This window comes from Streptomyces niphimycinicus, from assembly GCF_018883605.1.
Classification (GTDB): domain Bacteria; phylum Actinomycetota; class Actinomycetes; order Streptomycetales; family Streptomycetaceae; genus Streptomyces; species Streptomyces niphimycinicus.
In genome coordinates, this window is record NZ_JAHLEM010000081.1 from 1 (window position 1) to 23,030 (window position 23,030).

At 69.3% G+C, this 23,030-nt stretch carries 27 protein-coding genes and 2 pseudogenes; 9 read left to right on the plus strand and 20 right to left on the minus strand.

The annotated features are described in order from the left end of the window. Positions 1-787, plus strand: a 787-nt coding sequence (locus KN815_RS09480) for a S8 family peptidase (protein ID WP_216341313.1), incomplete at its 5' end; no start/stop codon positions are given. A 130-nt stretch (positions 788-917) separates the two neighbouring features. Here the strand turns inward: KN815_RS09480 and KN815_RS09485 are convergent. Both KN815_RS09485 and KN815_RS09490 read right to left on the minus strand, forming a co-directional pair. Next, a complete protein-coding gene (locus KN815_RS09485) occupies positions 918-1,505 on the minus strand; it encodes a Uma2 family endonuclease (RefSeq protein ID WP_216341314.1) in 588 nt (195 codons plus the stop codon). 155 nt (positions 1,506-1,660) lie between these two features. Next, complete coding sequence (locus KN815_RS09490; RefSeq protein ID WP_216341315.1) at positions 1,661-3,214, minus strand: phosphodiester glycosidase family protein; 1,554 nt, start codon at positions 3,212-3,214, stop codon at positions 1,661-1,663. Between the two features lie 174 nt (positions 3,215-3,388). Between KN815_RS09490 and KN815_RS09495 the strand changes: the two genes are divergently transcribed. Continuing rightward, positions 3,389-4,552 (plus strand): serine hydrolase domain-containing protein, encoded by a 1,164-nt coding sequence (locus KN815_RS09495; protein ID WP_253208857.1) that lies wholly within the window; start codon positions 3,389-3,391, stop codon positions 4,550-4,552. Between the two features lie 8 nt (positions 4,553-4,560). Here the strand turns inward: KN815_RS09495 and KN815_RS09500 are convergent, their stop codons facing one another. Both KN815_RS09500 and KN815_RS09505 read right to left on the minus strand, forming a co-directional pair. Continuing rightward, positions 4,561-4,764: a DUF397 domain-containing protein gene (locus KN815_RS09500; RefSeq protein ID WP_216341317.1), complete on the minus strand. Its 204-nt coding sequence runs from the start codon at positions 4,762-4,764 to the stop codon at positions 4,561-4,563. 11 nt (positions 4,765-4,775) lie between these two features. After that, a complete protein-coding gene (locus KN815_RS09505) occupies positions 4,776-5,627 on the minus strand; it encodes a helix-turn-helix domain-containing protein (RefSeq protein WP_216341318.1) in 852 nt (283 codons plus the stop codon). Between the two features lie 175 nt (positions 5,628-5,802). Here KN815_RS09505 and KN815_RS09510 point away from each other — a divergent pair, with 175 nt between their 5' ends. Both KN815_RS09510 and KN815_RS09515 read left to right on the plus strand, forming a co-directional pair. Further along, the gene (locus KN815_RS09510; RefSeq protein WP_216341319.1) at positions 5,803-6,129 is read left to right on the plus strand and encodes a hypothetical protein; all 327 of its coding nucleotides are present in this window, start codon (positions 5,803-5,805) and stop codon (positions 6,127-6,129) included. Between the two features lie 105 nt (positions 6,130-6,234). Next, positions 6,235-6,540, plus strand: a complete 306-nt coding sequence (locus tag KN815_RS09515) for an AAA family ATPase (RefSeq protein ID WP_216341320.1) — start codon at positions 6,235-6,237, stop codon at positions 6,538-6,540. A gap of 255 nt (positions 6,541-6,795) precedes the next feature. Here the strand turns inward: KN815_RS09515 and KN815_RS09520 are convergent, their stop codons facing one another. Further along, entirely contained in the window at positions 6,796-7,782 is a 987-nt protein-coding gene (locus KN815_RS09520; protein WP_216341321.1) for an IS481 family transposase, read from the minus strand. 87 nt (positions 7,783-7,869) lie between these two features. Beyond that, positions 7,870-8,235 carry a VOC family protein gene (locus KN815_RS09525; RefSeq protein WP_208522090.1) on the minus strand — a complete coding sequence of 122 codons (366 nt, stop codon included), beginning with the start codon at positions 8,233-8,235 and terminating at the stop codon, positions 7,870-7,872. Positions 8,236-8,331: 96 nt separating this feature from the next. Here KN815_RS09525 and KN815_RS09530 point away from each other — a divergent pair, with 96 nt between their 5' ends. From KN815_RS09530 to KN815_RS09540, 3 genes are all read left to right on the plus strand, one after another. Continuing rightward, a complete protein-coding gene (locus tag KN815_RS09530; protein ID WP_216341322.1) occupies positions 8,332-9,297 on the plus strand; it encodes a helix-turn-helix transcriptional regulator in 966 nt (321 codons plus the stop codon). Between the two features lie 63 nt (positions 9,298-9,360). Then, positions 9,361-9,579, plus strand: a complete 219-nt coding sequence (locus KN815_RS09535; RefSeq protein ID WP_216341323.1) for a hypothetical protein — start codon at positions 9,361-9,363, stop codon at positions 9,577-9,579. Between the two features lie 50 nt (positions 9,580-9,629). Further along, entirely contained in the window at positions 9,630-10,010 is a 381-nt protein-coding gene (locus KN815_RS09540) for a hypothetical protein (protein ID WP_216341324.1), read from the plus strand. A 192-nt stretch (positions 10,011-10,202) separates the two neighbouring features. Here KN815_RS09540 and KN815_RS52105 read toward each other — a convergent pair. The 14 genes and pseudogenes from KN815_RS52105 to KN815_RS09600 all read right to left on the minus strand — a co-directional run. Beyond that, positions 10,203-10,316 (minus strand): annotated as a pseudogene (locus tag KN815_RS52105) (IS982 family transposase); the annotation flags it as partial. 32 nt (positions 10,317-10,348) lie between these two features. Further along, positions 10,349-10,503: pseudogene (locus KN815_RS52545) on the minus strand (IS701 family transposase); the annotation flags it as partial. A 158-nt stretch (positions 10,504-10,661) separates the two neighbouring features. Beyond that, positions 10,662-11,414 (minus strand): sirohydrochlorin chelatase, encoded by a 753-nt coding sequence (locus KN815_RS09545; RefSeq protein WP_216341325.1) that lies wholly within the window; start codon positions 11,412-11,414, stop codon positions 10,662-10,664. A 42-nt stretch (positions 11,415-11,456) separates the two neighbouring features. Continuing rightward, the gene (locus tag KN815_RS09550) at positions 11,457-12,422 is read right to left on the minus strand and encodes an ABC transporter permease (RefSeq protein ID WP_253208859.1); all 966 of its coding nucleotides are present in this window, start codon (positions 12,420-12,422) and stop codon (positions 11,457-11,459) included. Beyond that, positions 12,409-13,233, minus strand: coding sequence for an ABC transporter ATP-binding protein (locus KN815_RS09555; protein WP_216341326.1), 825 nt, complete (start codon positions 13,231-13,233; stop codon positions 12,409-12,411). The genes KN815_RS09550 and KN815_RS09555 overlap by 14 nt, the downstream gene beginning before the upstream one ends. A gap of 68 nt (positions 13,234-13,301) precedes the next feature. Next, the gene (locus KN815_RS09560; RefSeq protein WP_372458305.1) at positions 13,302-14,459 is read right to left on the minus strand and encodes an ABC transporter substrate-binding protein; all 1,158 of its coding nucleotides are present in this window, start codon (positions 14,457-14,459) and stop codon (positions 13,302-13,304) included. Positions 14,460-14,660: 201 nt separating this feature from the next. Then, positions 14,661-16,061, minus strand: coding sequence for a sulfate adenylyltransferase subunit 1 (locus KN815_RS09570; RefSeq protein ID WP_216341327.1), 1,401 nt, complete (start codon positions 16,059-16,061; stop codon positions 14,661-14,663). A gap of 2 nt (positions 16,062-16,063) precedes the next feature. Continuing rightward, the gene (cysD, locus tag KN815_RS09575) at positions 16,064-17,002 is read right to left on the minus strand and encodes a sulfate adenylyltransferase subunit CysD (RefSeq protein ID WP_216341328.1); all 939 of its coding nucleotides are present in this window, start codon (positions 17,000-17,002) and stop codon (positions 16,064-16,066) included. A 130-nt stretch (positions 17,003-17,132) separates the two neighbouring features. Further along, positions 17,133-17,705: an adenylyl-sulfate kinase gene (gene cysC / locus KN815_RS09580; RefSeq protein ID WP_107119151.1), complete on the minus strand. Its 573-nt coding sequence runs from the start codon at positions 17,703-17,705 to the stop codon at positions 17,133-17,135. After that, the gene (locus KN815_RS09585; protein WP_216341329.1) at positions 17,705-18,403 is read right to left on the minus strand and encodes a phosphoadenylyl-sulfate reductase; all 699 of its coding nucleotides are present in this window, start codon (positions 18,401-18,403) and stop codon (positions 17,705-17,707) included. The genes cysC and KN815_RS09585 overlap by 1 nt, the downstream gene beginning before the upstream one ends. Further along, entirely contained in the window at positions 18,400-18,585 is a 186-nt protein-coding gene (locus tag KN815_RS09590; RefSeq protein WP_216341330.1) for a hypothetical protein, read from the minus strand. Before KN815_RS09590 ends, KN815_RS09585 begins: the two co-directional genes overlap by 4 nt. After that, positions 18,582-20,276, minus strand: a complete 1,695-nt coding sequence (locus tag KN815_RS09595) for a nitrite/sulfite reductase (protein ID WP_216341331.1) — start codon at positions 20,274-20,276, stop codon at positions 18,582-18,584. The genes KN815_RS09590 and KN815_RS09595 overlap by 4 nt, the downstream gene beginning before the upstream one ends. Before the next feature lie 243 nt (positions 20,277-20,519). Next, positions 20,520-20,603 carry a putative leader peptide gene (locus KN815_RS52110; RefSeq protein ID WP_309471194.1) on the minus strand — a complete coding sequence of 28 codons (84 nt, stop codon included), beginning with the start codon at positions 20,601-20,603 and terminating at the stop codon, positions 20,520-20,522. A gap of 92 nt (positions 20,604-20,695) precedes the next feature. Continuing rightward, on the minus strand, positions 20,696-21,229 hold the full coding sequence (locus KN815_RS09600; protein ID WP_216341332.1) for a GNAT family N-acetyltransferase: 534 nt from the start codon (positions 21,227-21,229) through the stop codon (positions 20,696-20,698). 73 nt (positions 21,230-21,302) lie between these two features. On the opposite strand from KN815_RS09600, the gene KN815_RS09605 reads away from it, so the two are divergent. After that, positions 21,303-22,247 carry a helix-turn-helix domain-containing protein gene (locus KN815_RS09605; RefSeq protein WP_253208860.1) on the plus strand — a complete coding sequence of 315 codons (945 nt, stop codon included), beginning with the start codon at positions 21,303-21,305 and terminating at the stop codon, positions 22,245-22,247. A gap of 204 nt (positions 22,248-22,451) precedes the next feature. After that, complete coding sequence (locus KN815_RS09610; RefSeq protein ID WP_216341334.1) at positions 22,452-23,006, plus strand: hypothetical protein; 555 nt, start codon at positions 22,452-22,454, stop codon at positions 23,004-23,006. Positions 23,007-23,030: the final 24 nt, after the last annotated feature.

The window sequence follows — 23,030 nt, forward strand, 5'->3', positions numbered from 1 at the left end:
CGAGGGCGACAAGGCGTACAACTACCCGGACAGCGCGGGTGAGGGCGTCACCGCCTACGTCATCGACACCGGTGTCCGCACCAGCCACAAGGACTTCGGCGGCCGGGCCACGTCCGGCTTCGACGCGGTCGACAACGACGACAGCGCCGACGACGGCAACGGCCACGGCACCCACGTGGCCGGCACCATCGCCGGAGCCGAGCACGGCGTCGCCAAGAAGGCCAAGGTCGTCGCGGTGCGCGTGCTGGACGACCAGGGCTCGGGCACCACCGAGCAGGTCGTCGCGGGCATCGACTGGGTCACCGAGCACCACGAGGGCCCGTCCGTCGCCAACATGAGCCTGGGCGGCACCCCCGACGAGGCCCTCGACGCCGCCGTGCAGAAGGCCATCGACTCCGGTGTCACCTTCGCCGTGGCGGCGGGCAACGAGTCCTCCGACGCCAGCCAGAGCTCTCCCGCCCGGGTGAAGGACGCGATCACGGTCGCCTCCAGCACCGACAAGGACGAGCAGTCCGACTTCTCCAACTACGGCGACGTGGTGGACATCTACGCCCCCGGCTCGGACATCACCTCCGACTGGAACACCGGCGACGACGCCACCAACACCATCTCCGGTACGTCGATGGCCACCCCGCACGTCGTGGGCGCCGCCGCCGTCTACCTCAGCGGCCACCAGGACGCCAAGCCGGCCGACGTGGCGAAGGCGCTGACGGACGGCGCGACCGCCGACAAGATCTCCAACCCGGGCGACGGCACGCCGAACAAGCTGCTGAAGGTCGTCGAGTAAGACCCGGCAAGCCTCATGGGCAGGTGAAGTGATCAGCCCCAGGGGCGCAGCCGGCCAGCCGGTTGCGCCCCTGGGCATGCTGGACGCGGTTCGTGTGCTACCTCGGTGACCGGGGCGCCAGGGCCCGGCGTCAGCCTTCCAACTCGCGACGCACGGCGTCGAGATCCAGGTCGACGGTGAATTCTCCGGCGACATCGACGGAAGCCTTGCCCGTAACCGTGGCCACCTCGCGGTAGGTGTCCCCGTCCAGTGCGTGCACCACCACGCACAGATCCGGTTCCATCTCGACCCGCCAATAGGCGGGCACCTTCGCCTGGGCGTAAAGGGCGGGCTTGAGGATGCGGTCGGCCGCCCGGCTGAACGGAGAGACGATTTCTCCCAGCAGCAACATCGCCTCAAGCGGCGCGGCCAGCGTGCTACGTGAGACGGCCGCGCGGTCGACAACAGCGATGTCGGGGATGAACAGCCTGGAATCACTCGCCACCATCACCGCTCCCGCGGTCAGAAACCGCGCGCCGGACCGAGCTGAAGCGGCGTCGATCTGGCTGCGTAGCGCGTAAGACACGATTTGGTGGGCCAAACCGGGTGCGGGGGACATGAACAGGACACCGTCCACGAGCTCGTAGCGAGCCCGTGCCGGGTGCGCCGGAAGAGCAAGGACGTCCTCGACCGTCCAGGGGCCCATGTGACCCTCGATTGGCGTCTCGGTGACGCTCATGGCTGTGACTCCCGGTGTTCCTTGCGCTCAGCGTGCCACCTGGCGGGGACGCCCCTTGAGGCTTCCAGCCTGAACCGTGGGTCGCGGCCGGACAGCATGAGCATCACCCACAGGAGTGAGCCGAACACTTCGCGGCGAGTGACGGGCGCGCCCCGCTACGGCAGTACCTGGACCGTGTCGCCCACCGCGCGTTCGCCCGTCGCGTCCGAGGTGATATTGGCGAGCTTGCCGTTCACGGCCATGGCGGTGGAGCCGCCGCCGTCCAGGTTGAGGGCCTGGACGGCGCCCTGGGAGTGCATGAAGCGGGCGGCCTCCTCCAGAGTGAAGCCCTCGCTCACACCGGGCTGCCGACCGTCCACCGTGGCCAGGATCAGCCGCCCCTTCTTGTCGAGCCCGGCCATCGTGCGGGGCTGCCGCACATTCGACCAGGCGTAGCCGAAGGAGAGGTTCTTCGGGTCGAGGGTGCCCTCGGTGGCGGCGTCGATGGCGATGCGGCCGTCCTTCACCAGGGTGGGGGCGGCGCTGACGATGCTGTCGTCGGAGTCGAGCCGGACCCGGCGGCCGGTGGTGTCCCGGACGACCTCCTCCAGCGCGATCCGCTCGCCCCGCCCGGCGTGGGCCGTCAGCCAGTCGGACGCGGCGCCGATGCCCTGGAGCACGGAGCCCCCGGCCGGGACCGTACCGCCGCGCGGGCCGGTGGAGACCACCCGGCCGTCGGCGTCGAGCACCACCTGGGTGCCGGGCCCGGTGGGCAGTTCGGCGCGGAACCTCGGGGTGAACTTCACCAGGTCGTCGGCCTCGGAACAGGTGAGATCCTGCCGGGGCAGCTCGGTCGGAGTGGCCCCGGGGCGGCCGCAGTTGCGCACCTTGCCGGGCACCCGGTTGATGCCCTGCACCGCATACCTGGACGACCCCGCCCGCGCGGTGACCGTGCTGGTCAGGTCGGCGATACGGGCGTGCCGGCCGCCGTCCGCGAGGATCAGCGCGGCCCGCGAACCGGCGGCCATCGACTCCAGTTGCCCGTCGTACGCGGAGATTCCGGCCATCGTGCCCTGGACGCCGTCCGCGTCGGAGGTGACGAAGAAGCCACCGTTGACGGCGATCAGGGAGTGGCGCTTCGCGGCGACGGACGAGGTCGTCTCGCGGTCCGCCACGCTGGTGTCATGGGTAGCCGCCACGGTGCCGGTGAACCGGGCCGGGTCGATCACCGCCACATGAACGCTCTCCCGGTCGGCGGGCTGTTGCGCGTCGTAGCCGGTCCACTCGGCCACCGCCGTGAACCCGGCCGCGGCCACCTTCTCGCGCGCGCCCTGCGCCTCGCCGGAGGCGGCGTACGAGCCCACCCGCACCCGCCACCCCATGGTGCCGTGCGGCGTATCGGCGTAGACGGGCCACACCACCCGCTCGACGCGCGGCTCGAACCCCGCGTCGCGCAGCCGCCCCGCCGTGGCGTCCGCCCAAGCCCGGTCGCCCAGCGGCGCGGAACCCGGCCCCTGCACCGTGACCGTCCAACTCGGCTTGGCGTCCGCGTCCCGGAGAACCCCGGCCCGCACCAGCACTCCTGGGGCCACCGTCTCCGTCGTCCAGGACCCGGCATCCGGCGCCGCCAGCGCCGAGGGTTGGACGACCGCCACCACAACGGCGGCCCCCAGTGCGGCCCCCATCCGGACGCCGAGCCGACGGCGGGCGGTGCTTTTTTCGTTGCGCATGCCCGGAAGTCCAGCGCCGATCGGGGACGGCACCGACACGGAGGCAGGGCGAGACGCGGAACGTACGGTGAACGGGCGGGGGAATAGTCCGTGCGCGGGCGAGGTTCGGAAGCGGCACGAGCGGCGATAACGACATCCGCGACGATGGCAGACGATGACCACCGAGGAGTACTCGTGTCGACCGAGCAGAACGCACCCCAGGGGACCGTCGCCGAAGGCTTCGAACCCGTACGGCGGGAATTCGGCGCCGTCGCGGCGGCCGAAGGCGGCGACTACGCCGCCCAGTTAGTGGCGTACGTCGATGGTGAGCGGGTCGTGGACCTGTGGACCGGGCCGGAGATCACGGCGGACTCCCTGACCGGGGTCTTCTCCTCCACCAAGGGCGCGGCCCACCTGGTGGTGGCCCTGCTCGTCCAGGATGGCACCCTGGAGCTGGACCAGCGGGTGAGCCACTACTGGCCGGAGTTCGGGGTCGAGGGGAAACAGGACATCACTCTGCGCGATGTGCTGTCCCACCGGGCCGGAGTGGTCGGCGCCGACGCCGGTCTCCTCCCGGAGGAGCTCGCCGACGACCGTGTCATCGCCGAGCGCCTGGCCTCCCAGGCTCCGTACTGGCGACCGGGTACCGCCTTCGGCTATCACGCCCTGGTCATCGGGGCGCTCACCGGCGAGGTGGTCCGACGCGTCACCGGCCGGAGCATCCAGGAGCTGTTCGAGGCCCGCGTCCGCTCCCGTCACGACCTCGACTTCCACCTGGGACTGCCCGAGGAGCACGAATCACGCTTCCTCACCACGCTGCCCATGCTCCCCACCCCCGCGCAGCAGGCCGAACTCGACGCCGAAGAGACCGGTCCGCTGAGCCTGACCGGCATCGCCTTCAACCGCAACCACCCGCGGATGGTCGACCTCGGGGAACTGCCCAACCTCCGCGTCGTACGCGCCAAGGGCCCCGCCTCGTTCGGCGGCGTCGCTTCGGCGCGTGGTCTGGCCGGGATGTACGCGGCCGCGATCAGCGAACTCGACGGCAAGGCACCGCTCCTCAAGCCGGACACGGCCGCCGCCTTCGCGCAGATCCACTCGATCGGCTACGACGTCGTATCGCGCGCCCACAAAGCCTTCGGCCTCGGCTTCCAGGCTCTGTGCGACATCTACCCCGTCCTCGGCGCGGGCGCCTTCGGGCACGGCGGCGCCGCCGGCTCCCAGGCTTTCGCCGACCCCCGCACCGGCCTGGCCTACGGCTACAACCGCCGCCGCTTCGCCTACCCGGGCGGCCCGGCCCCGGAGAACGAACGCCTGATCCGCGCGGTGCACGCGGCGGCCACGGCGGCGGCCCGCTAGTCCCGCCTCTACCGCCAGAGGTGGTCGAGCGTCCCCGCCTTGACGGCGCGTATGAAGGTTCTGAGTCGGCCCGGTGTGGTGGTGAGGATGTCGGCGGGCGTGTCACTTTCCCGAATCCGTATCTCATGGCCCGCCGCGCCGACTTCAACACAGTCGTTGGTCTCACCGGGTCCGGAGAACGACGACTTCCGCCATGGCGCCGGATTTTCCATGATCCTGCCCTTCACAATTGCCGCATGATGGTGTGGATGAAGTCCTGAGACTTTTCCGCCGACAGGGAGAACGTCAGGGCCTTGTCGAGGAATGCGCGATACCGCGCGAGCTGCGACTCCGCATCCAGCAGGATAGGGCCGTGCGGCACATCGATATGTACGGTGTCCAGCCTCGGTACCGAGCCGTATGCGTACAGCACGGGGGTCCCGGCGCCGCCGAACCCTTCGGCATCGAGCGGAACCACCCGGACGGTGACGCCGGGACGCTCGCTTTGTTCCAGTATGAAGGCGAGTTGTCGGCGTGCTACGTCCCGGTTGGCGACGAGTGTCCGCAGGGCGGCTTCATGAATGACTGCTTCATACGCGGGAGGCGATCCGCTGTCGAGCACCTCCCGCCGTCGCATACGGAACGCGACCAGCGCCTCCAATTGGCGTGGTGACGGCTGGGGAACCCCGTAGGCCATGAGCGCACGCGTGTAGTTGTCCACCTGGAGAAGCCCGGGGATGTAGACACCTTGGAAGGTGCGCAAACGGCGACATCGATACTCCAGTTCGGCGAGATCCAGGGCCGCGTGCGCGAGTGTCCCCCGGTACTCCTCCCACCACCCCTTGTCGCGTTCCGCGGCCATGGCGACCAACTCGTCGATCAGCGCGTAGTCGAGGCAGGCGTAGTGCGTCGCCATTCCGCGCAGTCGCTCCTCGCTGACGCCCGCCCGTCCTGCCTCCACGTGGCTCATCTGCGCCGAGGTTGTTCCGACCCGTTCGGCCGCTTCTCGGGCGGTCAGGCCCGCCGCTTCACGCATCTTGCGCAGTTCGGTTCCCAGCCGCTCCTGGCGTGCCGTGGGCTGACTCCTCACCGCCATGCCCGTTACCTCCGACTTCTCGATAACCCGACAGACGTTCGTCCCTTAGCTCCGTCGGCCCCCAATGCCCGCCACAAACTTGTGGCGGGCACAACTTTGTGGCGTACTTTACGTGACGCGCTCATCACGTAGCGATGAGCGGCAGCCGAAGCCTACTGTCCTCGTGGAGGCCCAGATGGAGACGCCGCACTCCCCAGAACTCTTCGACAAGGAACTCTGCGAACTCGTCCTCGCCGTCGCGCCCAGGCTCTTCGCCGTCGTCCAGGAATGCGAGGTGCGGCCCGGCCTGAAAGACGGGTGTGTCGCGGCGTGGGGAATCGCCTTCGGCGAGGGCCCCGTCCACGTGATCTCGGCTGACGGCACCGGCCAGATGGTTCTCAACTCGCCGGAGCGGGCGCTTCGATGGTTCGCGCGAGGCGGCGGCGAGGACGGCGTGACGGCGAGGCTGGTGTGGCTCAGCCGGTCCGGGAGCGCGGTGCTCGATCATGACCAGGCCGCTTGAACACCCGAGAGACAGGCGCGCTGCCCCGCTCATACGCGATGTCGGGGTGCGCGGATCGATAGTCTGCGCAGAGGTACTCGCTCCGGTCCGTAGGAGGGCACAGACATGTACGTGACGGACTTGGAGCTGTCCGGCGTCCGGGGGTTCCACGGTCACCGGGCGGCCCGGTTGCGATTCCCGCGACGTGAGGATGGCAGTTACGCGGGCTGGACCGTGCTGGCCGGGCGGAACGGCTCGGGCAAGTCGACGGTGCTGCAAGCCCTCGCGTTGGTTCCACGTCTGCCAGTCCGCCGACCCCGGCGGACTGATCCGGCTGGCCGCCCCCGCGGAGGAGCGGCCGCCCGAGGTGGTCGACGACGAGCAATTCCGTCCCATCACGCCCCCTCATACGCTCCATGGCGTCAACATTGACAACCCATGCGAAGAGGGGATTCCCGCGTGACCATCAGGACTGCGATACGCAGGACCACAACGCTTGCTCTGTTCAGCGCTGTTTTCCTCGGCAGCCTCGCCGGAACCGGCGTCGCCGCCCCGGCCGCCTCCGTCCGCCAGTGCAAGGGCGAGTTCAGGCACGCCGTCTCCAACGTGAAGTTCTCCCGCATGCCCAACGGCCGGCTCACCTGGAGCTTCAAACTGACCGCTGCGGCGAGGAGGAACCTCGGCTCCCTAGTTGTACTGACCGGGGACGTTAGTCAATCGTGTGAACGGCGGCTGACTGCCACACGCGGTGTGCGGACGGTGATGGTTGTACTGGTGGAGCCAGCCGGACAGTGCGTCTCGTCGTTCTTGCTCGCTGGTGTAGCAGCGGGCGTAGGCCCGGCCGTCGGCCATGGTGCGGTGGAAGCGCTCGACCTTCCCGTTGGTCTGCGGACGGTAAGGGCGCGTGAACTTCGGCGTGATCGACAGCGCGTCGCACGTGTCCCGCCACAGGTTTGACCGATAGGCACCTCCGTTGTCCGAGAGCACCCTCTCGATGGTGACGCCGCGCGCGGCGAACCACTCCACCGCGCTGTGCAGCACGCTGACTGCGGTCATGGACGTCTCGTCATCGTGGACCTCGGTGTATGCGACGCGAGAGTGGTCATCGATGACGGTGTGCACAAATGCGTATCCGAGCTTCGGGCCGCCGTAGGCGTTGCGTGACTTGCCAGGAGTCGCGGAGCGGTGTTTTTCGCCTTGGCGGCGACCGACGTAGCGCCAGCCGCCGCCGTCGGGGATGTTCCCGAGCTTCTTCACGTCCACGTGCACCAGCGATCCCGGATGGTCGTGCTCATACCGGCGGACGGGCTCGCCGGACGCGCGGTCGACGTAGGCGAGTCGGTTCAGGCGGGCCGATCGCAGGATTCGGTGCACTGTCGACGGGGCGATGTTGAGTCTCGCAGCGAGCTGGACCGGCCCTTCCCGCAGACGTAGTCGTAGGCTGACGCACCTCTTCGTCACGGTCTTGGGTGTCTTGGCCGGCGAGCTCCGCGGTCGTGAGGATCGGTCCTGCATGGACTCGCCTGCGAGGTAGCGGTCGAGCCAGCGCTTCACGGTCGGCCAGGACACCTGAAATCGGGCCGCGACTTCGCTGATGGGCCAGCCGTCGTCAGCGACGAGTCGAGCGACTTTCAGACGGTGGCGCGGTGTGAGGGCCGCGTTCGTATGGGACATTTCTGAGCTCCTGGACAGGCTGAAGGGCCGACCATGGTGTGTGGCCGGCCCTTCAGCTTGGAGACATGTGGGTAGGGATTGTGCGGCTCAGTCGACTGGGGAGACTCGGATGAGGTTGCCGTCGGGGTCTGTGATCACGAACGTGCGGCCGAAGACAGCATCGTGCGGCTCCTGCACGACGTGGACTCCCTTCGAGGCCCAACTCGTGAAGATCTCGTCGATCGCCTCCGATGGCCCCGGCACCATGAGTCCGATCTCGGTCGTACGAGGGGTGCTCGGGACCGCGTGCTCGCTGTAGCCCGTCCACAGCGCGAACAGGACACCGGGGGCAGCTTCGAAAGCTACGTAGTGGGGACTGGTGAAGGTCGGTTCGATCTCGAACAGGTCACTGTAGAAGGCGGTGGCGGCCTCGGCGTCGCGGACGCCGATCAGGAACAGGTTCGGTGTGGGCATGGAGCGCTCCTCAACTCGTTGATTACTCGGTACAGCACCCAGTGGATCGCCCCATCGCGACAAAACCTGTCATCTTTTCTGAGAACATGGGTCAGCATGAAGGCTTCAAGGCTCTTGCATCTCCTGTTGCTCCTGCAGACCCGTCAGCGGCTCACTACGACGGAGCTCGCCGCGCGTCTTGAGGTGTCCCGGCGTACTGTGCTGCGGGATGTCGAGGCGCTCTCGACAGCGGGTGTGCCCGTCTATGCCGAACGCGGGCGTAACGGCGGGATCGTCCTGCTCCCCAGCGCACGGCTCAACGCATCCCATCTGGAACCACCAGAGCTGGAGGCCCTCTCCGTAGCTGGCTTGGACAGCGCACAACGTGAGCGAATGGGCCTGTGTGCGGTGTGGGAGTCGGCGGAGCGCAAGATCGCCGCTCGCCAGGCTGCAGCACCTGAGTCGCCGAGCCCGCTGCGGCTGGCGGACCTGGTGCTTGTCGACAGCGCCGCGTGGTTTGCTGCCCCCGAGGCAGCGGTCGATGTATCGGATCTGGCCTCGGCCCTGCGACACCGTCGACGCCTTCGAATCCAGTACCGGCGCAGCGCCGAGAGCCAGGCCTCGACACGGGTGGTTGACCCGTACGGGATCGTGGCGAAATCAGGTCGCTGGTATCTCGTCGCCGATGACCAGGGGGACAGCCGACTGCTCGCTCTGGAACGACTTTCGACCTTCGAACAACTCGACGCGCCAGCCGTACTCCAACCAGACGAAAGCCTCCGCACCAGATGGGCCGCGTTGAAGAAACGCACCGAGGGGCAAGATCGTGTGAGCGTGACCATCCGCCTGCCGGAAAATGGCCTCGATCTGGCGCGACGCATCCTCGGCACCCGCATCCACCATGTCTCCGACCCGGAAAACGGCTCGCGCGTCGTCATCGTGCGCTACCCCGAGATCGAGTCGGTGCGTCAGCTCCTCCAGTTCGGCGACCACATCGAGGTGCTCGCCCCAGAGGCGGCCCGCACACGCATCAGTCAGCTCGCCAGGGACCTGGCTGACAGACACTCAACCCCCGCAGCCTGATTGCCGATCAGAACCCCTGCTCTCAATCAACGTCTCCGGTCAGTACACCTAGTCAAGGTCTCTATGCCGCAGGCATTCGTCTCCGGCCACGAGATCAACCCGCCCTACGGCCCCCACACCCGCTTGAGCAGCTACGACTTCCACTCAAGCATCAAGAGCTACCAGCGCAAGGGCAGCGGCCGTAACTTCACCATCAAGACCAACGATGAGATCAGCTTCTTTTGGCTCGTCAAGAGCATCAGCCACCCGAGGTCCGGTGCCTCCCGCACGATCACGTGCTAGGTACCCTCGGCCTGATCCCGCACACGGGGACAGAAGGGGAGATGAGCCGGATGAAGAACGTTCCCGTTCTGGGCGGACGCCACGAGCTGACCATCGAGGGCTTCGCCGCCACCACCGAACACATGGAGCTGCGCTACCACCTCACTCCCCCTCTTCCCCAGAGCGAACCCGACGAGGAGAACGAGGTCGGCAACCACGAGCCGTACGTCTTCCTCGCCCTGGAAGCGCTCGACGACGTCGGCAACGAATACCGCGATTCGGGAGGAGCCTTCGGCCTCTCACCCGATGGCAGCGCCACCGAGGGTTCCCTCTCGGTGCAGCCTGGACCGTATGCGAACGCCCGTTCGGTCACCCTGCACCTCACCCTGTTCGACGGCACACGCGAGGAAACCCACGCTTTCACGTTCCCGCTCGAAGCCACCGCCGGATAACGCACGAGCACCCGCGGCTCAGCGTCCCGGTCAACCTAGCGCCAGCCACTGACAAGGCCATACCGTCTTCCGGCAGATGAAGTTCGCCGCTCACCGAGCCCGCCTGAGGAGGAGGTCGGCAGGCGCACGACCAGGAACGCCTCGAACTTCCCCCCGACGAAGCCCTTGTCGGCGAGGATCACCTGGCCGGAGCGAGTGGCTGCGGCAGTAGCCATAGTCGGCGTACCCGGCCAGGTGGGGGCGTTTGACCGTCTCGCGGGAGGCCGCGCAGGGCAGTGGTGTGGAGTCGATCAGCCGCAGGTCGTCGTGCCAGGTGGGGACCTGCCGGCCAGAGCTCGGTCAGCGTGCCATGCCCGCCCCTGGTCAGGCTGCTGGGTGTGACCGGCCTGTTCGGCCAATCGCCAGCAGTTCTTGCGCTCGACGTTCGACAGCAGCCCGAGTAGATAGGCGCGGGCGGTGGCCCGCAGCCGAACCGTCCCGCGATCCGGGCCAGGGCCTGGTCGAACATCGCCCGCCGGCGGACAGGGTCTACGCTATGGCCCGCGGCCACCGCACGATCTTCAGGAGTCCACACAACCCCCGATGGTCACGCGGTCGCCGTACTCGCTCCCAGTCGGGCCCACCGCAAGATCGCGAAACCAGACTGGAGTACTAGGCGGTCAGCAGGGCCGGGGGCGCGGTGCGCGCCTCGTCGTAGCGGTTCAGGAGGAGGCGGGCCAGTTCCGGGGCGGGGCCAAGGACGGGGGCCAGGAGGTCGGCGCCCGCTGCCTCGGCGCCGCTCGCGATGCGGTCGGGGAGGCGGCCGGGGGCGATGACGTAGGGGGCCACGGCCACCCGGGCGACGCCCTCCGCGCGCAGGGCGCGGACGGCGTCCTCGGTGCGGGGAAGAGAGGCGGAGGCGAACGCGGGTCGCACGGCGCACCATCCGGTGTGCCGCCACTCCCGCGCGATTTCAGCGATCACCGCGATCGCCTCCGGGTCGGTGGAGCCCGCCGAGGCCAGGACGACCCCGGTCGACGGGCGGTCGGCGGGGCGCAGCCCCGCCTCGTGCAGGCGGCGTTCCAGGGCGTCCATGAGCAGCGGGGACGGGCCCAGGACCGCGGCCTGGCGGACGGACAGGCGGGGGTGGCGGGCCGTGGCCTCGCGCAGCACCGCCGGGATGTCGGTCTTGGCGTGGAAGGCGCGGGTCAGCAGCAGCGGGAGGGCGATCACCTCGGTGGCGTCCTCCGCGGCGAGCCGGGCCAGCACCTGCGGTACGCGTGGCGCGTTGAACTCCAGGAACGCCGCCTCCACCCGCAGCCCCGGCCGCAGCGACCGCACCCGCGCGCGCAGCGCGTCGGCGGTCGCCGCATGGCGGGGGTCGCGGCTGCCGTGGGCGATGATCAGCAGGGTCGGGGCAGACATGGTGGCTTTCCGGTTGGCGGTTTTCCGGTCAGTGCTTTCCGTTCAGCGCGCGCTCGCCAGCAAACCGCGGCTGCGCAGCACCCGGCGCTCGATCGGGGCGAAGATCAGCAGCTCGATGGCGATGCCGACGACGAGGATCATCAGGATGCCGAGGAGCACCCCCGCCATATCGGAGTTGTTGCGCTGGTTCTCCAGGTACTGGCCGAGCCCCAGGCCCAGGTCCGGGGACTTGGCGATGATCTCGGCAGCCATCAGCGAGCGCCAGGAGAAGGCCCAGCCCTGCTTGAGCCCGGCGACGTAACCCGGCAGCGCGGCGGGCAGCAGGATGTGCCGGGCGCTGACCAGACCGCGGGCGCCGAGGGTGCGTCCGGCCCGCAGGAAGAGCGGGGGCACCTGGTCGATGCCGGCCACCAGCCCGTTGGCGATGGAGGGGACCGCGCCCAGCAGGATGACGGTGTACATCATCTGGTCGTTCAGGCCCAGCCAGATCACCGCGGGCGGCACCCAGGCGACCGAGGGCAGCGACTGGAGCCCGGACAGGATCGGGCCGAGACCGGCGCGGATGAACTTCACCCGGGCGACGATCAGACCCAGCGGGGTCGCGATCACCAGCGCGATGAGGAAGCCGAACAGACCGCGCGAGACGCTGGTCCAGACGATGTCGAACAGCTCGCCCTGAAGCCAGAGTTGGCGCAGCGCATCCCAGACAAGACCCGGGTCGGGCAGCTTGTAGTCGTCGGTGACCTTCGCGACGACGAGCACCTTCCACACGGCCAGGACGACGGCCACGGCCACGATGGGCGGCAGCACCTTCTGGACCAGCACCTCGACCGGTGAGACCCGCTTGATCTGCACCGTGTCGAGGGCGTCCAGACCGGCTTCGAGGCCCGCCAGGTCCTGCCCCGGGCCCGCCTTGGCCGTGGACTTCTCGGCGGACTTCTGTATCGACTGCTTCTCGCCGTCGGCTTCCTCGACCGCGGTGCCGCGGGTGGTCTCACTGCTGGCCATGGCGGCGGATCTCCCCACGCAGTTCTTCGGTGATCTCAACGGACAGGTCGGCGACGGCCGCGTCCTCGATGCGGCGCGGCTGCGGAATGTCCACCGTCCACTCGCGGACGACCCGCCCCGGCCGGGAGGACAGCAGCACCACGCGCTCGGCCAGCCGCACCGCCTCGCGGACGTTGTGGGTCACGAACAGCACCGAGACGCCGGTCTCGCTCCAGATCCGGGTCAGCTCCTCGTGCAGCACATCGCGGGTGATGGCGTCGAGCGCGGCGAACGGCTCGTCCATCAGCAGCACGCTGGAGTCCTGCGCCAGCGCACGGGCCAGCGCCACGCGCTGCCGCATACCGCCGGACAGCTCGTGCACCCGCTTGCCGTAGGCGCCGCCGAGCCGCACCAGCTCCAGCAGCCGCTCGGCCCGCGGCCTGCGCTCCGCGCGCGGCATCCCGCGCAGCCGCAGCGCCAGCTCGATGTTCTTCCCCGCGGTCAGCCACGGGAACAGGGCGTGCTCCTGGAACATCAGGGCCGGCCGGCCGCCGGGGACCTCGATGGCCCCCGCGGACGGCTTGTCCAGGTCGGCGATCAGATTGAGCAGGGTCGACTTACCGCAGCCGGAAGCGCCCAGGATGCAGACGAACTCCCCGGGCCGCACCTGAAGGTTGATGTCCTCGAGTACGGCCTGGGCCGCTCCGGGACGGCCGAAGGACTTGTGGACGTGGTCGATCGATACGGATCCCGCGGTGTCGGCGGGGCCGGGTGAGCCCGCCGCCGCGGCGTCCGCCCGGTCGTCCTTCTCGGTGGTCAGCGCCGGGGACATCCGGTCACCTCCTGATGGATGCGTACATGACGTACTTGCGTACCGTGCGTACGGGGACGGACGGGCGGCTACTTGACGCCGAGACCCGCGTCGGAGACGGTCGGCTTGCCCTCGGCCCCCAGGACCTTGTTCAGGAGGGCCAGGTCGTAGATGCCCTTGAGGTCGGGCTTTTCCAGGAGACCCGACTGCACCGCGTGGTCCGCCTCGGTGTTCAGCGTCGAGGCGAGGGGGTCGTCGATGGCCTGGATGGACTTCCACGCCGGGTCGATCACCTCGGCGGGCAGCGGCTTGCCGGTCTCTTCCTTGAGCGCCGCGTTGGCCGCGTTCTTCGCCTGCTCGGGGTGGGCCTTGATGAAGGCGTTGGTCTTCACCGAGCCGCGCAGCACGGCCTCGACGACCTTCGGGTGCTCCTTGAGGAACTCCTGCCGGACGATCACATTCGTGATCACGAACTTCTTGTCCGGCCACAGCGAGGACTCGTCCAGCAGCACCTTGCCGCCGTCGGCGACCAGCTTGGACGCGGTCGGCTCGGGTACCCACGCGCCGTCGACGGCACCGGACTTGTACGCGTCGGGGGTGACCTTGTTGTCGGAGCGGACCACCGACACATCGCCCTTGCCGCTCTGGGCGTCGACCTTCCAGCCCTTGCTCGCGGCCCAGTTGAGGAAGGCCACGTCCTGGGTGTTGCCGAGCTGCGGGGTGGCGATCTTCTTGCCCTTGACGTCGGCGAGGGTCTTGATCTTCTTCGGGTTGACCACCAGTTTGACGCCGCCGGAGGCCGACCCGGAGATGATCCTGAGGTTGGAGCCGTGCGACTTCACATAGCCATTGATGGCCGGTGAGGGGCCGATCCAGCCGATGTCGATGGAGCCCGCGTTGAGCGCCTCGATCTCGGACGGACCGGCGTTGAAGACGAACGGCGAGACCTTGGTGCCCTTGAGTTCCTGCTGGATCTGGCCGCCCTTGCCCAGGCCGACCAGGGCGGTGGCGTGGGTGAGGTTGGCGAAGTAGCCGACCTTCACCTTGTCCAGGCCGTCGATCTTCGCACCGCCGGCCGCGGGAAGGGCCGAGGAGCCCTGGTCGTCGGTCTTCTTCTGCGAGCCGTAGCCGCAGGCGCCCAGCGCGCCCATCAGCAGGGGGAGGACGGCCGCCGCCGCCAGGATCCGGGTGTGGCGGCGGGGGCGCTCGGCTGGTCGCGGGGCGAGCAGACGGTTGGCAGACGACACGGAGTTGTTCCTCTCGACGGGCCGGAGCGGCGTCAGAGGACGCCCGGCAGATCAGACGGTTTTCGGCGGCGGTGCTGGACAGGGGCGGACTGCGGCATCAGCGCGCACATCGTCCGACCCCGCCCTGACCGCTGCCGAGCGCCCCGCTGCCTACGCGGCCGCCCTCCTTGGCGAACGTCGAGAACACCTCACCGGCCATCGTCAGAAGTTCCATCCCTCGTCGCCCCGCGCCGCCTCGGCACCGTCGGCCGACGGTGCGAAGGAGTCGCCCGCCATCCCGGCGGTCAGCGTGGTGCCGTCGGCCGGGTCGATCAGCAGGAAGGAACCGGTGCGCCGGGAGTCCTCGTACGCGTCCAGCGCCAGCGGCTCGGACGTACGCAGCACGACCCGGCCGATGTCATTGGCGGCCAGCTCACCCGGCGCCGGGTGATGCGACAGATCGGCCAGCGTCAGCCGCGACGGAATGTCCTTGATGATCGCCTTCATGGTGCGGGTGGTGTGCTTGAGCAGCACCCGGTCGCCCACCCGCAGCGGACGGTCGTGCAGATGGCAGACGGTGGCCTCGACGTCCCGGGTGGTCTCCGGGGCGTGGTCGCTCGGCGCGATCAGATCCCCACGCGAGATGTCCAGGTCGTCGGCGAGCGTCACGGTCACCGACTGCGGCGCCCACGCCACGTCCACCATCGCGCCCAGCGCGTCGATCCCGGTGATGGTGCTCGTCCGGCCGGACGGCAGCACGGTGACGGCATCGCCCACACGCAGTACACCGGAGGCGATCTGGCCCGCGTAGCCGCGGTAGTCGGGGTGCTCGGTGGTCTGCGGACGGATCACGTACTGCACCGGGAAACGGGCCGGGTCCTGGGACGGGTCGGTGCCCACCGGCACGGTCTCCAGATGCTCCAGCACGGTCGGGCCGCCGTACCAGTCCATGTTCGCCGACGGGGTCACCACATTGTCCCCGGCCAGCGCCGAGATCGGGATGGCGGTACACCAGTTTTCCTGGGGGTTCCCCTCAGACCCCCAGCCGGGAACGCCCAGCGAGGCCGCGTAGGTGGTGAACTCCTCGGCGATGGCCGCGAAGACCGGCTCCGCGTAGTCCACCAGGTCCATCTTGTTGACGGCGAGGACCACATGCGGGACCCGCAGCAGGGCGGCGACCGCGGCATGCCGCCGGGTCTGCTCCACCACGCCGTTGCGCGCGTCCACCAGGACGACCGCCAGCTCGGCGGTGGAGGCGCCGGTGACCATGTTGCGGGTGTACTGCACATGGCCGGGGGTGTCGGCGAGGATGAACCGCCGCTTGGGGGTGGCGAAGTAGCGGTAGGCGACATCGATGGTGATGCCCTGCTCCCGCTCCGCGCGCAGCCCGTCCGTCAGCAGCGCCAGATCCGGCGCCTCTTGGCCACGGCTGCGCGAGGCGTGTGCCACGGCCTCGAGCTGATCGGCCAGTACCGACTTGGAGTCGTGCAGCAGCCGTCCGACCAGGGTGGACTTGCCGTCGTCCACCGAACCCGCGGTGGCGAACCGCAGTTGCGAGGTGGCCGCGGACCGCTCCACGGCGGCCGCGGCGGCCTGCTCCTCGGACGTCAGATTGCTCGTCATGGTTAGAAGTACCCCTCGCGCTTGCGGTCCTCCATCGCGGCTTCCGACAGCTTGTCGTCGGCGCGGGTCGCACCCCGCTCGGTCAGCCGGGAGGTGGCTATCTCATCGATGACCTGCTCAATGGTCACCGCGTCCGATTCGACGGCACCGGTGCAGGACATGTCGCCCACGGTGCGGTAACGCACCATGCGCCGCTCCACGGTCTCGTCGTCCTTCGGACCGCCCCACTCACCGGGCGCCAGCCACATGCCGCTGCGCCGGAAGACCTCGCGCTCATGTGCGTAGTAGATCTGCGGCAGGTCGATCTTCTCCCGGGCGATGTACTGCCACACGTCCAGCTCGGTCCAGTTGGAGAGCGGGAAGACCCGGACATGCTCACCGGGGGAGTGCCGGCCGTTGTAGAGCTGCCACAGCTCCGGGCGCTGCCGCCGCGGGTCCCAGCCGCCGAACTCGTCCCGGAGGGAGAACACCCGCTCCTTGGCGCGGGCCTTCTCCTCGTCCCGGCGGCCACCGCCGAAGACCGCGTCGAAGCGGTTCTTCTCGATGGCGTCCAGCAGCGGCACGGTCTGGAGCGGATTACGGGTCCCGTCCGGGCGCTCGCGCAGCCGGCCGTCATCGATGAACTCCTGGACCGAGGCCACATGCAGCCGCAGGCCGTGCCGGGCCACCGTGTTGTCCCGGTAGTCGATGACCTCGGGGAAGTTGTGGCCGGTGTCCACGTGCAGCAGCGAGAACGGCACTGCCGCCGGGGCGAACGCCTTGAGCGCGAGATGGAGCATGACGATGGAGTCCTTGCCACCGGAGAACAGGATCACCGGCCGCTCGAACTCACCCGCCACCTCACGGAAGATGTGCACCGCCTCGGACTCCAACGCGTCCAAGTGCGCGAGCGCGTACAGGCCCGCGCCCTCTTCCGCGTTGATCGCCGTCACGGTCGTCATGCCGCGCCCCTTTCGTTCGCTCGGCTGCGGTAGTAGCTTCCCGTCATATCGGCGGATTCCTCGCCGTGGGCACGGCCCCCGGGTGCGGGGAGCGTCATGGCCCGCGATGCGATGGCCGCGCGTGCGTGGCTCACAGCAGTCCCCGTTCACTCAACAGCAACCGCACCTCGGCCGCCGACTCCTGCACGCTGTTCCTGTGGGTTTCGATGCGCAGATCCGGGTCGGCAGGGGCCTCGTAGGGGTCGTCCACACCGGTCAGCCCCGAGATCTCCCCCGCGGCCTGCTTCGCGTACAGCCCCTTCACATCCCGCTCCGAGCACACCTCCACCGACGTGGCGACATGCACCTCCAGATACGGGGTGCCCTCGCGCTGGTGGCGCTTGCGCACCGCCTCGCGGCTGTCCACATACGGCGCGATGACCGGCACCAGCACCGTGACACCGTGCGAGGCGAGCATTTCGGCGACGAAGCCGATGCGCTGGACGTTGGTGTGCCGGTCCTCGCGGGAGAAACCGAGCCCCGAGGAGAGGAACTCGCGGATCTCGTCACCGTCGAGCACCTCCACCCGGCGGCCCTCGCCGCGCAGCCGCTCGGCCAGCGCATAGGCGATCGTGGTCTTTCCCGCGCTCGGCAGACCGGTCAGCCACACCGTGGCACCGGTGGTCGTGGGGGCGCTCATCTCGTTCTCCTGGTCGACAGCCATCAGCCGTGCAGCCCGCATTCGGTTTTATTGCTCCCCGCCCAGCGGCCGGACCGGATGTCCTCGCCCTCCAGAACCCGGCGGGTGCAGGGCGCGCAGCCTACCGAGGGATAGCCGTCCATCAGCAGGGGGTTGGTCAGCACACCGTGCTCGGCGATGTAGGCGTCGACATCCGCTTGGGTCCAGCGGGCGATCGGGGAGATCTTCACCTTACGGCGCCGCGCGTCCCAGCCAACGACCGGGGTGTTGGCGCGGGTTGGCGATTCATCCCGACGCAATCCCGTGGCCCAGGCGTCATACTCCCGCAACCCCTCCTCAAGGGGCTGGACCTTGCGCAGCGCACAGCACAGGTCGGGGTCGCGGTCATGCAGCTCGGGACCGTACTCGGCGTCCTGCTCGGCCACCGTCTGACGGGGCGTCAGGGTGATGACGTTGACATCCATCACGGCGGCCACCGCGTCACGGGTGCCGATGGTCTCCGGGAAGTGGTAGCCGGTGTCGAGGAAGACCACATCGACACCGGGGAAGGCGCGGGAGGCGAGATGCGACACCACCGCGTCCTCCATCGAGGAGGTGACGCAGAAACGCGATCCGAAGGTGTCCGCCGCCCAGCGCAGGATCTCCAGCGCGGGGGCGTCCTCGAGGTCGTGGCCCGCCTTCTCGGCGAGCCCCTCGAGGTCGGTGTGCGCAAGCCGGGTCATATCGCCGTGTCCCCTTCATCGATCGGGTCGCGCCGCAGGCCCTTGGCCAGCAGCCCGAGGAACGACAGGCGGAACGCTCGATTGCAGGACGCGCATTCCCAGGCGCCATGCCCCTCCTCCGAAGGGCGCAGATCCTCGTCCCCGCAGTAAGGGCAGTAGAACGGCGCGGCACGCTCCGTCATTTGAGGGCCTCCTCACTGGCCCGTGCCGCCCAGGTGGCGAAGCGCTCGCCGTCCTCGCGCTGCTCCTGGAAGCGGTGCAGCAGCCGCTCCACATAGTCGGGGAGCTCGGCGGCGGTGACCTTCAGCCCGCGCACCTTGCGGCCGAAGCCCGGCTCCAGGCCCAGGGCGCCGCCCAGATGCACCTGGTAGCCCTCGACCTGCTCGCCGCCCGCGTCCATGACCAACTGGCCCTTGAGACCGATGTCCGCGACCTGGATACGGGCACAGGCGTTCGGGCAGCCGTTGAGGTTGATGGTGATCGGCTCGTCGAACTCGGGCAGCCTGCGCTCCAGCTCATCGATGAGCGAGGAGCCGCGCCCCTTGGTCTCGACGATCGCCAGCTTGCAGAACTCGATCCCGGTGCAGGCCATCGTGCCGCGCCGGAACGGGGACGGCTTGACCTGGAGGTCCAGCGCCTCAAGCCCCGCGACCAGCGACTCCACCTGGTCCTCGGCCACATCGAGCACGATCATCTTCTGCTCGACGGTGGTGGTCAGCCGCCCGGAGCCATGCGCCTCGGCCAGGTCGGCGATCTTGGTGAGGGTCGCCCCGTCCACCCGGCCGACGCGCGGCGCGAAGCCCACGTAGTAGCGGCCGTCCTGCTGGCGGTGGACGCCGATGTGGTCGCGCCACCGCTGGACGGGCTCCTCGGGTGCCGGGCCGTCGATCAGCGGGCGCTTCAGGTACTCGTCCTCCAGCACCTGGCGGAACTTTTCCGGGCCCCAGTCGGCGACCAGGAACTTCAGCCGGGCGCGGGTGCGCAGCCGGCGGTAGCCGTAGTCACGGAAGATGGAGACGACCCCGGCCCACACATCCGGGACCTCGTCCAGCGGGACCCAGGCGCCGAGCCGGACGCCGATCTTGGGGTTGGTGGACAGACCGCCGCCGACCCACAGATCGAACCCGGGGCCGTGCTCGGGGTGGCGCACCCCGACGAACGCGACATCGTTGATCTCGTGCACCACGTCGAGCACCGGCGACCCGGAGATCGCGGTCTTGAACTTGCGCGGCAGGTTGGAGAACTCCTTGCTGCCGATGTAGCGACGGTGGATCTCGTCGATGGCGGAGGTGCCGTCGATGATCTCGTCCTCGGCGATCCCCGCGACCGGCGAGCCGACGATCACGCGCGGGGTGTCGCCGCACGCCTCGGTGGTGGACAGCCCGACGGCCTCCAGACGCTTCCAGATCTCGGGCACGTCCTCGATCCGGATCCAGTGGTACTGGACGTTCTGCCGGTCGGTGATGTCCGCGGTGCCGCGCGCGAACTCCTCCGAGATCTCGCCGACGACCCGGAGCTGCTCGGTGGTCAGCCGGCCGCCGTCGATCCGGACGCGCATCATGAAGTGCTCGTCGTCCAGCTCCTCCGGCTCCAGGATCGCGGTCTTGCCGCCGTCGATCCCGGGCTTGCGCTGGGTGTAAAGACCCCACCAGCGCATCCGGCCGCGCAGATCGGCGCCGTCGATGGAGTCGAATCCGCGATGGGCGTAGATCGTCTCAATGCGTGTCCGCACATTGAGACCGTCGTCGTCCTTCTTGGTCTGCTCATTGCCGTTGAGGGGGGTGAAGTGCCCCGCGGCCCACTGGCCTTCGCCGCGGTGGCGTCCGGCCTTGCGGCGGGGCGTTGCGCTTGCGCGTTCCGGGGTGGCAGCCATGGCGGTGTATGTCCTTCGATGCGACTCTGGTGCGGCGGGTGGTACGTCGGCGCGCACCGTCTGACCTGCGCATGCGCAGGTGGGCAGGGTGAACGGCGGTGGCCGGTGCGAGATGCGGCGGATGCGGCGGATGCGGCGGGGGGATGTCGAGGCGTGCGCGCTCGCCCACGTCGTCGGGGGCGGCGAGGGGTGCGGGGGATGCGGTGGTGCTGCCCGGGGCTACGGAGCCCTATGAGGTGCGGGTCAGCCCGCCGGACAGATGGCGCTGGACATGCGGCCGAGGTCGACGTGGCGTCGACTCACCAAGGCAATTCCAGCTCGAGACATGATGGAAGCGTCGCATGGTGGTCTCTGGCGAGTCCACCTTTATCCACTATGCGGACGAATCTGTCTCGTATCGCAAGACGCTGTGGTGTTGGTCACTCCTCGTCCGCGGTCTTGACGTCGAAGACCCGAAAGCCCCGGCGGCGGTAGTTGTCCAGCGCGTACGGCCCGTCCTTGCTGCATGTGTGCAGCCACACCCGCTTGGTCGGCACCCGGTCCGGCCAGCGCTCGGCCATATCCCAGGCGCGGGAGGTCCCCCAGGTCAGCAGATGCCCGCCGATGCGGCGGCCCCGGAAGGCGGGCAGCAGACCGAAGTACACGATCTCCACCACGCCCTCGTCCTGGCCCTCCAGCTCGATATACCCGGCCGGGGTCCCGCGCTCGTACGCCACCCAGGTCTCCACACCGGCTCGGTGCAGATGCTCCTCCCACGCCTCGCGCGACCACAGCAGCCGGTCGGTCCATGACACGTCCGAGCCCACCGAGGTGAAGAGGAAGTGGCTGAACTCCGGGCTCGGCACCTCGGCCCGGGTGACCCGCACCCCCGCCGTGGCGGGCGGCTCCTGGGCCGGGCTGAGATCCGAGGGAGCGGTCTGCTCCAGGTGCCAGGTGGTCACGCTGCTGCTCATGGTGGACAGATAACCATGGACGCCGTTGACTCGCCTTGACGGGTATCGCTCAAGCGGGGAGGGCGGGGACGGGGTGTCCGGGACCGGGGATGTGGAGGAGTTCGCGGAGCTGTTGCGCGAGCTCAAGGGCAGGACGAACCGGAGCTATGCGGCGCTGGCGGCCCGCAGCGGGGTGAGCGGCTCGGCGCTGCACCGCTATTGCTCGGGGACGAGCGTGCCCGGCGACTACGACGTGATCGCACGCTTCGGCAAGGTGTGCGGGGCCGGCGGCGAGGAGCTGCTGGAGCTGCACCGGCGCTGGGTCCTGGCCGACGCCGAGCGCAAACGGGACGTCTCCCGCACCCCGGCCGCCGTATCCGCCGCTCGGACGGGGGCCGTCGCGGCTGCCGTCCCGGCCGTCCGGGCCGCCCCGGCCGTCTCAAGGGGCGAGACGGGGGCGGAGCCGGATGCCGAGACGGGGACTGGCGTATTGCCGGAGCCGGAGCCGGAGCCGGAGCCGGAGCCGGAGAGCTTGGCCCCGGCCCCTGAACCCGCGTCCGCCCCGCCGCCGTGGCGCCGTCGGCCGCTGATCGCCGTGCTCGCCCTGGCCGTGTTCACCGCCGGGGTGGCGGTCGCGCTGTTCATAGGGAAGGCGCTGATGTCGTCGGACGGCTCGAACGGGTCCTCCGACGATCGGCTGCTGCTGTCCTCCCGCTGTCCGGTCGTGGTGAGCATGGGCCAGTCGGACGCGTGTGTGCACGAGCTCCAGTCGCTGCTCGCCCGCGCGGGCGGCGAACTCGACATCGACGGGGCCTTCGGGCCGGCCACCCAGATGCGGGTCGTGGTCTTCCAGCTCCGCACCGGGCTGACGGCGGACGGATCGGTGGACGAGCGGACGAAGCGGGCGCTCACCCAAGACTTCAGCGCCTGGAAAGCCTGCGACCGCGCCTATCGCGCCGGATCGAAGGAGACCAAGGGCGCCAAGGAGACCAAGGGCGCCAAGGAGGGCAAGGGCGCCAAGGAGACCAAGGGGAGCTGAAGGGGAGCTGATCGCCGCTCCCGGCGCCGCCCGGCATCCCATCGGCCATCCCAGCGCCCGCCGTCTTCGCAGCTCGCGGACGGTTTCCGATCCCGCTGTCCCGATTTCCCCGGTCGGTCGCCCGCCCGACCCGCAGGGCTGGGATCGTGCTGCCGCCGTCCCGGACGGCCCACGGATCCGCAATCGAAGGAGACGAAGACGACCATGGCTGTGACCAGCACCCGGATCAGACTCGGCGCCCTGCTCGGCGGCGCGGTCCTCGCCACCACCGGCGTTCTCACCGCCCAGAGCGCGGTGGCCGCCCCCAGCGCCACCGTGGCCTCCGACGCCTCCTCCGCCGTCGCCGCGGCCAAGCTCAGCCACTCCGACGCGGCGAACCGGCTGCGCGGCGCCGGGATCTCCTGGACCTCCAGCGGGGGCTGCTCGGACCGCAACAACCCCACCTGCACCTCGTTCGAGCAGATCAACCTGACCAGTGTGCAGGGTGCCATCACCCTGAAGGGGGCCAGCGGCTGCGCGCTGACCATCACCGGTGGCACGGAGACCGGGCACGCCTCCGGCACGTACAGCCACTGGAACGGCTACAAGCTGGACTTCAGCCCCACGAGCTGCCTCAGCGACTACATCACCCGCACCTTCACCAACATCGGCCCGCGCCCCGGTGACGGCGCCCAGCAGTACAAGTCCGGCTCGGGCAACGTCTACGCGCGCGAGAGCAACCACTGGGACGTGACCTACTACAACTGCGGAGGCTGCTGACCCGCGGCCGCCACGCTCCCACCG